The following is a 13646-nucleotide window of genomic DNA, read 5'->3' as shown; positions in this document are numbered from 1 at the left end:
GTTCGGGCCTCACTTCTCGAAGGTGGCCGCCGCCAGCGCGGCGGCGGGGTCGTCGTCCTGGACATGGAAGAGCGAGCGCGGGGCGCGGCCGAACGCCTCGACGCTCTGGCAGTACTTGGAGACCCGCACCACCGACAGTTCGGCGCGGGCGGCGAGGTCGGTGAGCCAGTACGGCACCCGCTCGTTGGCCTTGATCTCGACGACCGCGAGGCGGGCCGGCACGATGAGCCGGTTCTCGGCGTCCGCGCCGAGGTGGAAGTCGCGGTCCCGGCCCCGGACCCGGTGGTCGAGGGTGACCCGCAGGCCGAGGTCGGCGTCCTGGCCGACGTACGCCTCGCGGTGGTACCCGGTCATCGCCACCGGCCGCAGGTCGAGCCCGGAGACGAGTTCGAGGACCTCCTCGACGAACCCCCGCTGGGACGGGTCGTGCTCGATCAGCGCCCGCTCGTCGAGCAGCCGCCTCGCCACCCGGTACGGCAGGGCGATGCGACGCTTCTGGGTGACCCGGTTGACCCGCTGCTTGATCTCGACGTACACGGTGGTGTCGTCGTCGATGGTGGACCGGTCGCCGTAGTGGCGCACGCGCAGCTTGCGGCGGAACCTGAGCCCCTCGATCTTCTCCCAGTAGAACCGCAGGTCGGCGGTGTCGTAGTAGACGCTCCACACGCCGTACCCGGCGGTGCCGGCGAAGCTGTCCGGGGCCATCCGCGCGGCCAGTTCCCGCCGCAGCCCCGGCACCTTCGCGGCGTCCACGAGATACTTGATCTCGTACCGGTTGAAGGCGTGCAGCTTGCTCGGCGCGCGCAGCGCGTGCCCCGCCCGGTCCCGGCCGGCGGGCGACGGGTCCGCGGTCGGTGGGCCCGCGTCGGGGGCCGGATCGCCGTCGGGCCGGGCGGGGGCCGGTTCGTACCGGCGGTCGGCGGCCGGCTCCGGGGGGCGGGCTCGGCGGGGGAACCGTAGACGCATGGACGCACTTCCTCCGGTCTGGCGGCGCGGATCGCCTCTGTCTGCGCGGATCGCCCTCTGGGCGGCGTGGTTCGCGGCCTGGTGGCGCGGATCGGTCGAAGGGCAGCCAACCGGTCGGGCATGCGAACGGCGTATGAACGACCTGTGGACGGGCTATGGACGGCAGGTGACGGGCGGCCGACGCGCCGGTAAGGCTTCCGTAACCGGCGCGACCGGTGCCGCCGGGCGCGGGCCGGGCGAGACTGGACGCATGATCGCCCGCCTGCTGCACAAGCCGCTGACCTGGATCGCGGTCGCCGTGGTCGCCGCCGGGGCCGCCGCCGGCCTGGCCTGGTTCCAACCCTGGAAGCTGGTCACCGACACCGAGGTCGACGAGACGCTGTCGGCCGTGGCGGCCACCACCGTCCCGGCCCCGCCGGGTCCCGCCGGCACGCCCACGACCGGCCCCGGTTCCGTCGGCAGCCCGGCCGCCGCGCCCACCCCCGCCGGGCCCACGCTGGTGAGCCGGGGCGACTTCGTCACCCACGAGCACGACACGTCGGGCAGCGCCCGGATCGTCCGGACCGCCGACGGGCGGCACCGCCTGGAACTCGTCGGGCTGGACACCAGCAACGGGCCGGACCTCCGCGTCTGGCTCACCGATCAGCCGGTGCGCGAGGGGGTCGCCGGCTGGCGGGTCTTCGACGACGGTCGTCGGGTGGAGTTGGGCCGGCTGAAGGGAAACCGGGGCGACCAGGCGTACGACATCCCGGCGGGCACCGACCTGACCGCCCTGACCAGCGTCTCGATCTGGTGCAAGCGGTTCTCGGTCTCGTTCGGCGCGGCTCCGCTGCGGGCCGCCGCCTGATCCGTGGCGGGGATCAACCCCTAGTGATGGGAATGGCACTCTCGACCGATCGGCAACGGGCTGAGAAACTGTGAGCCGGCCGAAAGTTGGGGGTGCGATGAGCAACGGGTGGGTGCTGCCCGACGAGGTGCTTCGGGACGCGCCGGCGTACACGCCGCGGCCCGGGGAACTGGCCGATCTCGAGTTGCTGGTCTCGGGGGCGTACGCGCCCCTGACCGGCTTCATGACCCGGGCGGATCTGGCCTCGGTGAGCCGGCGGGGCCGGCTCGCGGACGGGGCGCCGTGGCAGGTGCCGGTGGCCCTCCAGGTGCCGGCGGCGGTCGCCGACGGTCTGGATCCGGCCGATCCGGCCCGCCGGGTGCTGGTGCTGTCCGACGGCGAGGGCGCCCCGGTGGCCTCGCTGGAGGTGACCGACGTGTGGTCGGCCCGCGAGGGCGTCGCCGGGGTGGGCGGCACGGTGCGCCGGCTCGGCGACGGCGGCCACGGCCCGTTCCAGCGGCTGCGCCGCAGCCCGGAGGAGATCCGGGCGCTGCTGCCCCCGGGCCGGGTGCTGGGGGTGCTCGCCGACCGCCCGCTGCACCGCCCGCAGCTCGCGCAGATCGCCCACGCGGCCCGCACGCTGGGCGCGCACCTGCTGGTGATGATCCCGGTCGGCGAGGGGCCGATCAACGGGCTGCCCTCCGAGTCGCTGGTGCGGGCGGTCTTCGCCGCCCGGGACCGGATGCCCCCGGCGACCCTGGTCGCGGTGCCGCTGGCCCGCCGCCGGGACGAGATCAGCGACGCCCTGCTCCAGGCCCGGGTCGCCGCCGCGTACGGGGTGACCCACCTGCTCTCCACCGGCGAGATGCTCTCCGGCGCGGGGCTGCGGGTGCTGGTGCCCCGCGAGCTGGCCTACGACAACCGGGACGGGCAGTGGCGCTGGCGGGAGGACATCCCGCCGCGCAACCGCCGGCTGGCGCTCAGCCAGGCGGAGATCGACGACCTGCTCGACCGGGGCTTCCCGCTGCCCGAGTGGCACACCCCGCCGGCCGTGGCGAAGGAACTGGTGCGGGCCCGGCCGCCCCGGCGGCACCGGGGGCTCGTGGTGTTCCTCACCGGCTTCTCCGGCTCCGGCAAGTCGACCATCGCCCGGGGCCTGGCGGACGTGCTGCGCGAGGGCGGCGACCGCACGGTGACCCTGCTCGACGGCGACGTGGTGCGCCGGGAGCTGTCCGCCGGGCTGACCTTCAGCAAGGCCGACCGGGACCTGAACGTCCGGCGGATCGGCTGGGTGGCGGCCGAGATCGCCCGGCACCGGGGGGTCGGCATCTGCTGCCCGATCGCCCCGTACGCGGCGGCGCGGACCACGGCCCGGGAGATGGCGCACGCGGCCGGGGCCGGTTTCGTGCTGGTGCACGTGGCGACCCCGATCGAGGTGTGCGAGCAGCGTGACCGCAAGGGCCTGTACGCCCGCGCCCGCGCCGGCCTGCTCACGGGCATGACGGGCATCGACGACCCGTACGAGGTGCCCACGGACGCCGACGTCGTGGTCGACACCACCGGGATGTCGATCGACGAGGCGGTGCAGGCGGTGATGCACCACCTGACCGAGACCGGCTGGGTGGAGCCGCGCCTCCAGTCCACCTGACCCGCCGCCTCCCGACCCGTCGCCGCCGCCCGGTCCTCCTCTCCGTCGAGGGGGCCGGGCGGCGGTGCGTGCGCCGGGCACGTGTCGGTGCCCACCGCCCCCTACGGCTCCGCTTCCGCAACGGCCACCCGCCGCGCTAGTGTTCACCTTTGTTGGAACGCGTGCGACCACGTGAGAAGTGGGCGCGGGAACCGGAGGTGCGGAATGCTGGCGCGGCAACGGCAGGCGGCCATCCTGGAGCGCGTCCGGGCCACCGGCGGCGTCCGGGTGACCGAGCTGGCCGCCGAGTTCGGCGTCTCCGACATGACGATCCGGCGCGACCTGGACACGCTGCACGAGCAGGGCGTGCTGGCCAAGGTGCACGGCGGCGCCACCACGACCGGCCCCGGCTCCACCCACGAGCCGGGCTTCCACGCGAAGTCGGTGCGCCAGCTGCCGGAGAAGGCGGCCATCGCCGCCCGCGCCGCCGAGCTGGTGCGTCCCGGCGCGGCGGTCGCCCTCTCCGCCGGCACCACCACGGCCGAGCTGGCCCGCCGGCTGGTCGACGTGCCGGGGCTGACCGTGGTGACCAATTCTCTGCCGGTCGCCGAGATCCTGCACGCCGGGGACCGCACCGACCAGACCGTGGTGCTCACCGGCGGGGTGCGGACGCCGTCCGACGCGCTGGTCGGGCCCCTCGCGGTCGCGGCGATCCGGTCGCTGCACCTGGACCTGCTCTTCCTCGGCGTGCACGGGATCAGCGAGCGGGCCGGCTTCACCACCCCCAACCTGATGGAGGCCGAGACCGACCGGGCCCTGGTGGCCGCCGCCGACCGGCTGGTCGTGCTCGCGGACCACACCAAGTGGGGCACCGTCGGCATCTCCTCGATCGTCGAGCTGTCCGCCGCCGACGTGCTGGTCACCGACGACCGGCTCGACCCGCAGGCCCGACAGGTGCTCGACGAGCGGGTCGGCGAGCTGGTCCTGGTCGCGGGGGCGGGGACGACGAGCAGATCGGCACCGGGTCGGACGCCGGCCCCGGATCGTGGCCCCGGCCGCGTGGCCGCGCCGACGAGGGAGGGAACGGCGGAGTGAAGCGTACGACGATCGAGCTGGCCGACGGCCGGGAGCTGATCTACTTCGACGAGCGGGACGACGCGGTCCGCGACCAGCCGGACCGGCGCGAGCTTCCGCCGCCGCCGCCCGCGTCCCAGCTGCGGTACGACCCGCTCACCGACGAGTGGGTGGCGGTCGCCGTGCACCGGCAGAGCCGGATCTTCCTCCCCCCGGCCGACCAGTGCCCGCTCTGCCCGTCCCGGGGCGACCGGCTCAGCGAGATCCCGGCCCCGGACTACGACGTGGCCGTCTTCGAGAACCGGTTCCCGTCGCTGAGCCAGCGCATCGCCTCCGAACCGGCGGAGATCACCCCGTTCACCCCGGTCCGGCCGGGCCAGGGGCGGTGCGAGGTGGTCTGCTTCACCGACGACCACCACACCTCGTTCGCCGGCCTGCCGCCGGCCCGGGTGCGCACGGTCCTCGACGCCCTCGCCGACCGCACAGCGGCGCTGGCCGAGCTGCCCGGGGTGGAGCAGATCTTCTGCTTCGAGAACCGGGGCGTGGAGATCGGGGTGACCCTGCACCACCCGCACGGCCAGATCTACGCGTACCCGTTCGTCACGCCGCGCACCCGGGCGATGCTCGGCGCGGCCCGCCGCCACGCCGAGCGCACCGGCGGCGGCAACCTCTACGCCGACGTGCTCGCCGCCGAGCGCGCCGCCGGCACGCGGGTGGTGGCGGCCAACGAGCACTGGACGGCGTACGTGCCGGCGGCGGCCCGCTGGCCGTTCGAGGTGCACGTCGCGCCGCACCGGCCGGTGCCGGACATCCCCGCCCTGACCGACGCCGAGCGGGACGCGTTCGGCCCGCTCTACCTGGACCTGCTGCGCCGCTTCGACGCCCTGTTCGACATGCCGATGCCGTACATCGCGGCCTGGCACCAGGCGCCGGTGCGGATCGACCGCGAGCTGGGGCACCTGCACCTGCAGCTGTTCAGCATCCGGCGGGCGACGGACAAGCTGAAGTATCTGGCCGGCTCGGAGTCGGGCATGGGGGTGTTCATCAACGACATCGCCCCGGAGCGCGCCGCCGCCCTGCTGAAAGGAGGGGCCCCCTGTTAACGCTTTCTGTATAGCAGGGGCCCCCTGCTAACAGGCGGGGCAGGCGGGCGCAGCGCAACAGGGCGCGGGGGGCCCGGGACGGGCCCCCCGCAGGGAAGGGACGGCTGGCTGTGTGCGACAGCCGGGGAGGCTGGCTCATCGGCACTCGTGCCGCGCGGCGACCGCGGTCAACCTCCCTGGACGCGACTGGCACCACGTCCATCCTGCACAACGAGCCACCTCACCCAGGGTGACGGCGCGACGGCCGGGGACGCGCCGAAGCCCGCCGGCGGGCGGCCGGCGGGCTTCGGCGGTACGGCGGTGCGATCAGGCGGCGAGCCGACGCGCCAGGTTCTCGTCCAGCGCGTTCATGAACTCGTCGGTGGTCAGCCACGGGGCGTCGCGCGAGATCAGCAGCGCGAGGTCCTTGGTCATCTGGCCACCCTCGACGGTGTCGATGATGACCTGCTCCAGCGTGTTGGCGAACTCGCTGACCGCCGGGGTGCCGTCCAGCTTGCCCCGGTGGGCCAGGCCCCGGGTCCAGGCGTAGATCGAGGCGATCGGGTTGGTCGAGGTCTTCTCGCCCTTCTGGTACTGCCGGTAGTGCCGGGTCACCGTGCCGTGCGCGGCCTCCGCCTCGACGGTGCGGCCGTCCGGGGTCATCAGGACCGAGGTCATCAGGCCCAGCGAGCCGAAGCCCTGCGCCACGGTGTCGGACTGCACGTCACCGTCGTAGTTCTTGCAGGCCCAGACGAAGCCGCCCTCCCACTTGAGCGCGGCGGCCACCATGTCGTCGATGAGCCGGTGCTCGTAGGTGATGCCGGCGGCCTCGAACTCGGCCTTGAACTCGTTCTCGAACACCTCGGCGAAGATGTCCTTGAACCGGCCGTCGTAAGCCTTGAGGATGGTGTTCTTCGTCGACAGGTAGACCGGGTAGCCGCGGTCCAGGCCGTAGCGCATGGAGGCGCGGGCGAAGTCGCGGATCGAGTCGTCGAAGTTGTACATGCCCATGGTGACGCCGCCGCCGGGGAAGTTGGCGACCTCCATCTCGACCGGGGCGGAGCCGTCGGCCGGGGTGTAGGTGATGGTCACCGTGCCCGGGCCGGGGACGACGAAGTCGGTGGCCTTGTACTGGTCGCCGTGGGCGTGCCGGCCGATGATGATCGGCTTGGTCCAGCCCGGGACGAGCCGCGGCACGTTCGACATGATGATCGGCTCGCGGAAGACGACGCCGCCGAGGATGTTGCGGATGGTGCCGTTCGGCGACCGCCACATCTTCTTGAGGCCGAACTCCTCCACCCGCGCCTCGTCCGGGGTGATGGTGGCGCACTTGACGCCGACGCCGTGCTCCTTGATGGCGTTGGCGGCGTCGATGGTGACCTGGTCGTCGGTGGAGTCGCGGTACTGGATCGAGAGGTCGTAGTAGTGCAGGTCGACGTCGAGGTAGGGCAGGATCAGCTGCTCCCGGATCTGCTTCCAGATGATCCGGGTCATCTCGTCGCCGTCGAGCTCAACGACCGGGTTGTTTACCTTGATCTTCGCCATCGACCGGCGCTCCTCTCGGGGGACACGTGCTCAACAGTACGAGCGTACTGGAAACCGGCTCGCAGTCCCCAGCCGGCCCGCGCTGGCCGGGGAAAACGGGATGCACGGCACGACCGACGGCTGGCACGATCGCCGGATGCCGCCGCGCCGCACCCTCGGGTCTATCACGGTCACCGCCCTGACCGACGGGGAGGGGCCGTTCTTCCAGCCGCGCGGGGAGGCGTTCCCGGCCGCCACGGCCGAGCAGTGGGCCGCCGCCGACCGGCGCGACCCGGCCACGGTCACCGACGACGGCCGCTGGTGGCTGCCGTTCCGCTGCTTCGCCCTGCGCGCCGGGGACGGCCCGGTCACCCTGGTCGACGCCGGCATCGGCCCGGCCGACGCGCCCGCCGCGAGCTGGGCCCCGGTGCCCGGCCGGCTGCCCGCCGAGCTGGCCGCCGCCGGCATCGACCCGGCCGACGTCCGCACGGTGGTGCTGACCCACCTGCACACCGACCACGTCGGCTGGGCCGTCGTCGGCACCCCCTGGTTCCGCAACGCCGACTACCTCGTCCAGCGCGCCGAGCTGGCCGCCCTCGCCTCGCTCAACCCCGGGCTGGAGGCGGGCCTGGTCGCGCCGTTGCGCGCCGCCGGCCAGCTCCGGGTCCTCGACGGCGACACCCCGCTCACCCCGGGGGTACGCGTGCTGAGCACGCCCGGGCACACCCCCGGCCACCAGTCGGTGCTGGTGGACTCCGGCGACGAGCGGCTGCTGGTCACGGGCGACCTGCTGGTGCACGCGGTCCAGCTCGTCGACCCCGACCTGGCGTACGCCCACGAGGAGCAGCCGGAGACGGCGCGCGCCTCGCGGGCGGCGCTGCTGCGCGACCTGGCCGCGCGGGGCCCGGCGGCCCTGGCCACACCGCACCTGGGCGAGCCGTTCGTGGCGCTCTGAGCGCCGACGGCCCTGCCACATCCCGGCCGCTCGGACGGCGGCGGAAACGGCGAAGGGGCGGGCCCGGCGTCGCCGGCCCGCCCCTTCCGCGGAACTCACATGCTGGCGACGTCGGCCTGCTTCGCGCGGACGGCCTCGGCGGCCTCCTTGAGGCTGGCCAGCTCATCGGCGTCGAGGTCGGTCTCGACGACCCGCTTGACGCCCTCGGCGCCGATCTGGGCCTCGACGCCCAGGTAGACGCCGGAGATGCCGTACTCGCCGTCGACCCAGGCGCAGACCGGCATGACCTCGCCGGAGTCCTCCGCGACGGCCTTGGCCATCCGGGCGGCGGCGGCCGACGGGGCGTAGTAGGCCGAGCCGGTCTTCAGCAGCGCGACCACCTCGGCGCCGCCGTTGCGGGTCTTGACGACCAGCTCCTCGATCTGCTCGGCCGGCATGGCCTCGCGCAGCGGCTTGCCGTCAACGGTGCTCTGCGACGGCACCGGGACCATGGTGTCGCCGTGCGAGCCCAGGGTCAGCGTCTTCACCGACCGCACCGGCACGCCGAGCGCCTCGGCGACGAAGTTGGTGAACCGGGCGGTGTCGAGCATGCCGGCCTGGCCGAGCACCCGGTTCTTGGGGAACTGGGTGGCGAGCTGGGCCAGCGCGGTCATCTCGTCGAGCGGGTTCGACACGACGATGACGACGGCGTTCGGGGCGTACTTGGCGACGTTCTCGGAGACCTGGCGGACGATCTTGGCGTTCGTCTCCAGCAGGTCCATCCGGCTCATGCCCGGCTTGCGCGGGAGGCCGGCGGTGATCACCACGACGTCCGAGCCCTCGATGGCCTCGTAGCCCTCGCCGTTCGGGCCGGTGGTGACGCCGACGACCTTGGTCTCGAAGCCCTCGACGGCCCGCGACTGGTTGAGGTCCAGGGCCAGGCCGGCGGGCTTGCCCTCCACGATGTCGGTGATCACGACGGTGTCGAAGACGTCGTACTCGGCCAGGCGCTGCGCGGTGGTGGAGCCGTAGAAGCCGGCCCCGACGACAGTGACCTTCTTACCCATGGTCGTCCCACTCCCTGTTACCAGTCGTTTTCCGGACCGTATCAGTCATCCTGGCAGCCCACCGGCCAGGGGCGGCGGCCATCGGCGGGATGGGGCGAACGTCACCGTCGCCGGGTTCGCCCCGGCGGCTGCCGGGTCGGGCTCAGCCGCGCCCGGCCCGGCAGGGCGGGACGACCCGGCCGCGCCGGACCGGCGGGGGCTCAGCCGCGCTCGGCCCGCTCGACGACGTTGGTCAGCAGCATGGCGCGCGTCATCGGGCCGACGCCGCCGGGCATCGGGACCACCTTGCCGGCCACCTCGGCGACCTCGGGGTCGACGTCGCCGGTGTAGCGGCCCTTGCCGTCCGCCCCGATCACCCGGGTGATGCCGACGTCGACCACCGTCGCGCCGGGGGTGACCATGTCGGCGGTGAGCAGGCCCGGCACCCCGGCCGCGACGATCACGATCTCGGCCGCGCGGGTGTGGCCGGCGAGGTCGAGCGTGCCGGTGTGGCAGAGGGTGACCGTGGCGTTCTCGCTGCGCCGGGTCAGCAGCAGGCCCAGCGGACGGCCGACGGTGTTGCCCCGGCCCACGACGGCGACGTTCGCGCCGCGCAGCGGCACGTCGTGCCGGCGGAGCAGCTCGACGATGCCGCGCGGGGTGCAGGGCAGCGGGCCGTCGTAGCCGAGGACCAGCCGGCCGAGGTTGACCGGGTGCAGGCCGTCGGCGTCCTTGTCGGGGTCGATCATCTCCAGCGCCCGCTGGGTGTCCAGGTGACCGGGCAGCGGAAGCTGCACGATGTAGCCGTGGCAGGCCGGGTCGGCGTTCAGCTCGGCGAGGACGTCGTCGACCTGCTGCTGGGTGGCGTCGGCGGGCAGCTCGCGGCGGATCGAGGCGATCCCCACCTCGGCGCAGTCGCGGTGCTTGCCGTTGACGTACGCCTGGGAGCCTGGATCGGCCCCGACCAGGACCGTGCCCAGCCCGGGGACGACGCCCCGCTCCGCCAGTGCCTTCACCCGCGCCCGCAGCTCGTCCTTGATCTCCGCCGCGGTCGCCTTGCCGTCCAGGATCGTCGCCGTCACGCCCAGATCGTCTCACGCCCGCCCGCCCCGCTGCCTGCGGACCCGGGGCGGGCCGGTCGAGGCAGCGGGGCGGGGCGCGGCGGCGGCATCAGCGGCTCGACCCGCCAGGATCGGCGGGTCGAGCTGGCGGGGTCAGTGGAAGAAGTGGCGGGTGCCGGTGAGGTAGAGCGTGACGCCGGCCTCCTTGCAGGCGGCGGCGACCTCTTCGTCGCGGATCGAGCCGCCCGGCTGGACGATCGCCTTCACCCCGGCCGCGATGAGGACCTGCGCGCCATCGGCGAACGGGAAGAACGCGTCGGAGGCGCCGACCGAGCCGGCCGCCCGGTCGGCACCGGCCCGGGTGACGGCGAGCTGCGCCGAGTCGACCCGGTTGACCTGGCCCATGCCGACGCCGACGGTCGCCCCGTCCTTCGCCAGCAGGATCGCGTTGCTCTTCACCGCGCGCACCGCCCGCCAGGCGAACGCCAGGTCGCGCAGGGTGGCCTCGTCGGCCGCCTCGCCGGTGGCGAGCCGCCAGTTGGCCGGGTCGTCCCCGTCGGCGTCGACGGCGTCGCGCGTCTGCGCCAGCATCCCGCCGGTGACCTGCCGCCACTCCGCCGGCAGCGGGGCGTACGCCGGGGCGCGCAGCAGCCGCAGGTTCTTCTTCGCCCGCAGCAGCTCCAGCGCGTCCTCGTCGAAGCCCGGCGCCACCAGCACCTCGGTGAACACCTCGGCGACCTGCCGGGCCAGCTCGGCGGTCACCGGCCGGTTCACGGCGATCACCCCGCCGTACGCCGACACCGGGTCGCACGCGTGCGCCTTGCGGTGGGCGTCGGCGACGTCGGCCCCGACGGCGATCCCGCACGGGTTGGCGTGCTTGATGATCGCCACGGCCGGCCGGTCGGCGAAGTCGTTCGCCGCCCGCCACGCGGCGTCCGCGTCGACGTAGTTGTTGTAGGACATCTCCTTGCCGTGCAGCTGCTCCGCCTGCGCCAGGCCGGCGGGGCTGGCCGGGTCGGCGTAGAGGGCGGCGGCCTGGTGCGGGTTCTCGCCGTAGCGCAGCACCGCCGAGCGGCGCAGCGACAGCCCGGCGAACTCCGGCCACCCGGCGGCGTCGGGGGCGAGCGTGGCCGCGCACCACTGCGCCACGGCCACGTCGTACTCGGCGATGGCGGCGAACGCGCGGGCCGCCAGCACCCGGCGCTGGGCCAGGGTGAACCCGCCCGCGCCGAGGGCGGCCACCAGCTCCGGGTACGCGGCCGGGTCGGTGACCACCGCGACGGACGCGTGGTTCTTGGCGGCGGCGCGCACCATCGCCGGCCCGCCGATGTCGATCTGCTCCACGCACTCCTCGACGTCGGCGCCGGAGGCGACCGTGTCCTGGAACGGGTAGAGGTTCGACACCAGCAGGTCGATGCCGGCGATGCCGTGCTCGTCGAGCTGGGCGGCGTGCGCGGGCTTGCGCAGGTCGGCCAGGAGCCCGCCGTGGATCAGCGGGTGCAGGGTCTTGACCCGGCCGTCGAGGATCTCGGGGAAGCCGGTCACCGACTCCACCGGGGTCACCGGCACCCCGGCGGCGGCGACGGTCGACGCGGTGCTGCCGGTCGAGACGATCTCCACGCCGGCCGCGTGCAGGGCCTGGGCCAACTCGACCAGGCCGCTCTTGTCGTAGACGCTGACCAGCGCCCGCCGGATCGGGCGGCGCTCGTCCTGACTGGAACTCACGGGACCGTGACCTTTCTTCCGGTGATCGTCCAACCTTCGCGGACCAGCCGACCGACCTGCTCGACGAGCTGGCGCCGCTCGGCGGACTTGATGCGCTCGGTGAGCGTCTCCTCGTCGTCGTCGTCGCACACGGGGACGGCGACCTGGGCCACGATCGGCCCGGTGTCCATGCCGGCGTCGACGAAGAAGAGGGTGGCCCCGGTGATCTTCACGCCGTAGGCGAGGGCGTCGCGGGGGCCGTGGATGCCGGGGAACGCCGGCAGCAGCGTGTTGTGGGTGTTGAGGTAGCGGTCGCCGAAGGCGACGAGGAACTCCGGGCCGACCAGCTTGAGGAAGCCGGCGGAGACCACCAGGTCGGGGCGGTGCGCGGCGACCTGCCTGGTCAGCGCGGCGTCCCAGTCCGCCCGGGTGGGGTGGTCCTTCACCCGCTCCACGAAGGTCGGCACCCCGGCGGCGGCGGCCCGGTCCAGGCCCGCGATCCCGTCACGGTCCGCGCCCACGGCGACGACCCGGGCACCGTACGCGGGGTCGGCGGCGGCGTCGAGCAGCGCCTGGAGGTTGCTCCCGGAGCCGGAGACGAGGACGACGATGCGGGCGACGGACGCGGGCTCGGTCACGCGGCCACCCTATCGGGCAGGTCGGGCCCACCCCCGGGCGGGCGTCCAGGTCGGGGCCGCGCGGGGCAGACGGCCCGGGGCCGCACAGCAACCCGCGGGGCGGCCAGGTCCGGGCCGAAATCGGTGACACTTCCTGTCGCCCGGACCCTGTACGCTGCCGGTCGCTCGGTGCCCGGCGCAGGCCGGGTCCCGCACCTGTCAGTGACGCGACACGCGCGGTGTGTCGACGGAATGAGGAGCACCCAGGATGCAGCCCGGTTACCAGTCCCCCCAACCGCAACAGATCAATAACAACATGACGATGTCCATCGTGGCCATCTTCCTCTTCTGGCCGCTGGCCATCCCCGCCATCATCAACGCGTCGAAGGTCAACCCGCTGATCCAGCAGGGTGACTACGCGGGGGCGCAGGCGGCGGCGGCCGAGTCGAAGAAGTGGTCCAAGTGGGCCCTGATCGTCGGCATCGTCTGGCTCGTGATCGTCCTCGTGTGCTGCGCGCTGGGTGGTCTTGCCGGGATCATGGGTGGAGCCAGCAGCACCAGCAGCTACTGACAGCAGCCCGAAGCAAGGAGCACCGACGCATGCAGCCCGGTCAGGACCCGTACGGCCAGCAGCCCCACGACCCGAACCAGCCGCAGTACCACGACCCGTACGCCCCGCCGCCCCCGGCGCCGTACGGGCAGCAGCCGACATCGGGTCAGCCGTACGGGCAGGACCCGTACGCCTCGCCGCCCCCGCCGCCGTACGGGCAGCCCACCTCGGGCCAGCCGTACGGGCAGGACCCGTATGCTCAGCAGCCGCCCTACGGGGCCGCGCCGGGCTACCCGAACGCCGGCTACCCGCAGCCGCAGGGGCAGAACAACACCCTCGGCCTGGTGTCGATGATCCTCGGCATCGCGTCGATCCCGCTGGTCTGCTGCCTCTACCTGGGCGTCCCGGTCGGCATCGCCGCCGTGGTCACCGGCTACCTGGGCCAGCAGAAGGCGGCGCAGGGGCTGGCCAGCAACGGCAGCCAGGCCAAGACCGGCCTGATCTGTGGTGCGATCGGCGCCGGGCTCGGCGTCCTGCTGTTCATCCTCGGCATCGTGGGCAACGTGAGCCTGCCCACCACCTGAGGCGGGCACCAGGCCACCTGGTCGCACGGCATGCGAGGGGCGTTCCGGAGT

General features: G+C 73.8%; 13 protein-coding genes. 7 read left to right on the top strand and 6 right to left on the bottom strand.

Going from position 1 to position 13646, the window contains the following annotated elements:
- Positions 1–9: 9 nt before the first annotated feature.
- On the bottom strand, positions 10–966 hold the full coding sequence (locus LPA42_RS11425) for a polyphosphate polymerase domain-containing protein (RefSeq protein WP_228986540.1): 957 nt from the start codon (positions 964–966) through the stop codon (positions 10–12).
- A 250-nt stretch (positions 967–1216) separates the two neighbouring features.
- On the opposite strand from LPA42_RS11425, the gene LPA42_RS11420 reads away from it, so the two are divergent.
- The 4 genes from LPA42_RS11420 to galT all read left to right on the top strand — a co-directional run bounded on the left by LPA42_RS11420 (position 1217) and on the right by galT (position 5596).
- Positions 1217–1813, top strand: a complete 597-nt coding sequence (locus tag LPA42_RS11420) for a DM13 domain-containing protein (RefSeq protein WP_077938376.1) — start codon at positions 1217–1219, stop codon at positions 1811–1813.
- Positions 1814–1910: 97 nt separating this feature from the next.
- Positions 1911–3440, top strand: coding sequence for an adenylyl-sulfate kinase (gene cysC / locus LPA42_RS11415; protein ID WP_043965720.1), 1530 nt, complete (start codon positions 1911–1913; stop codon positions 3438–3440).
- A 204-nt stretch (positions 3441–3644) separates the two neighbouring features.
- Positions 3645–4514 (top strand): DeoR/GlpR family DNA-binding transcription regulator, encoded by an 870-nt coding sequence (locus LPA42_RS11410; RefSeq protein WP_043965718.1) that lies wholly within the window; start codon positions 3645–3647, stop codon positions 4512–4514.
- Positions 4511–5596 carry a galactose-1-phosphate uridylyltransferase gene (gene galT, locus LPA42_RS11405; protein ID WP_077938375.1) on the top strand — a complete coding sequence of 362 codons (1086 nt, stop codon included), beginning with the start codon at positions 4511–4513 and terminating at the stop codon, positions 5594–5596. Before LPA42_RS11410 ends, galT begins: the two co-directional genes overlap by 4 nt.
- 306 nt (positions 5597–5902) lie before the next feature.
- Here the strand turns inward: galT and LPA42_RS11400 are convergent, their stop codons facing one another.
- On the bottom strand, positions 5903–7120 hold the full coding sequence (locus LPA42_RS11400; RefSeq protein ID WP_077938374.1) for an NADP-dependent isocitrate dehydrogenase: 1218 nt from the start codon (positions 7118–7120) through the stop codon (positions 5903–5905).
- Positions 7121–7256: 136 nt separating this feature from the next.
- Here LPA42_RS11400 and LPA42_RS11395 point away from each other — a divergent pair, with 136 nt between their 5' ends.
- Positions 7257–8054, top strand: a complete 798-nt coding sequence (locus LPA42_RS11395) for an MBL fold metallo-hydrolase (RefSeq protein WP_077938377.1) — start codon at positions 7257–7259, stop codon at positions 8052–8054.
- A gap of 95 nt (positions 8055–8149) precedes the next feature.
- On the opposite strand, the gene mdh is transcribed toward LPA42_RS11395, so the two are convergent.
- The 4 genes from mdh to purN all read right to left on the bottom strand — a co-directional run bounded on the left by mdh (position 8150) and on the right by purN (position 12482).
- Positions 8150–9100, bottom strand: a complete 951-nt coding sequence (mdh, locus tag LPA42_RS11390) for a malate dehydrogenase (protein ID WP_043965712.1) — start codon at positions 9098–9100, stop codon at positions 8150–8152.
- Positions 9101–9300: 200 nt separating this feature from the next.
- On the bottom strand, positions 9301–10161 hold the full coding sequence (locus tag LPA42_RS11385) for a bifunctional methylenetetrahydrofolate dehydrogenase/methenyltetrahydrofolate cyclohydrolase (protein WP_043965711.1): 861 nt from the start codon (positions 10159–10161) through the stop codon (positions 9301–9303).
- A gap of 132 nt (positions 10162–10293) precedes the next feature.
- Positions 10294–11865: a bifunctional phosphoribosylaminoimidazolecarboxamide formyltransferase/IMP cyclohydrolase gene (gene purH / locus LPA42_RS11380; RefSeq protein WP_077938373.1), complete on the bottom strand. Its 1572-nt coding sequence runs from the start codon at positions 11863–11865 to the stop codon at positions 10294–10296.
- Entirely contained in the window at positions 11862–12482 is a 621-nt protein-coding gene (gene purN, locus LPA42_RS11375; RefSeq protein ID WP_077938372.1) for a phosphoribosylglycinamide formyltransferase, read from the bottom strand. Before purN ends, purH begins: the two co-directional genes overlap by 4 nt.
- Before the next feature lie 295 nt (positions 12483–12777).
- Between purN and LPA42_RS11370 the strand changes: the two genes are divergently transcribed.
- The gene (locus tag LPA42_RS11370; protein WP_228986539.1) at positions 12778–13032 is read left to right on the top strand and encodes a CD225/dispanin family protein; all 255 of its coding nucleotides are present in this window, start codon (positions 12778–12780) and stop codon (positions 13030–13032) included.
- A gap of 29 nt (positions 13033–13061) precedes the next feature.
- Positions 13062–13595 (top strand): DUF4190 domain-containing protein, encoded by a 534-nt coding sequence (locus LPA42_RS11365; RefSeq protein ID WP_077938371.1) that lies wholly within the window; start codon positions 13062–13064, stop codon positions 13593–13595.
- The last annotated feature ends 51 nt before the right edge of the window (positions 13596–13646 follow it).

It is taken from the genome of Micromonospora sp. DH13, from assembly GCF_020873825.1.
In the GTDB taxonomy this organism is placed as follows: Bacteria; Actinomycetota; Actinomycetes; order Mycobacteriales; family Micromonosporaceae; genus Micromonospora; species Micromonospora haikouensis.
This window is presented reverse-complemented; position numbering and strand designations above follow the sequence as displayed.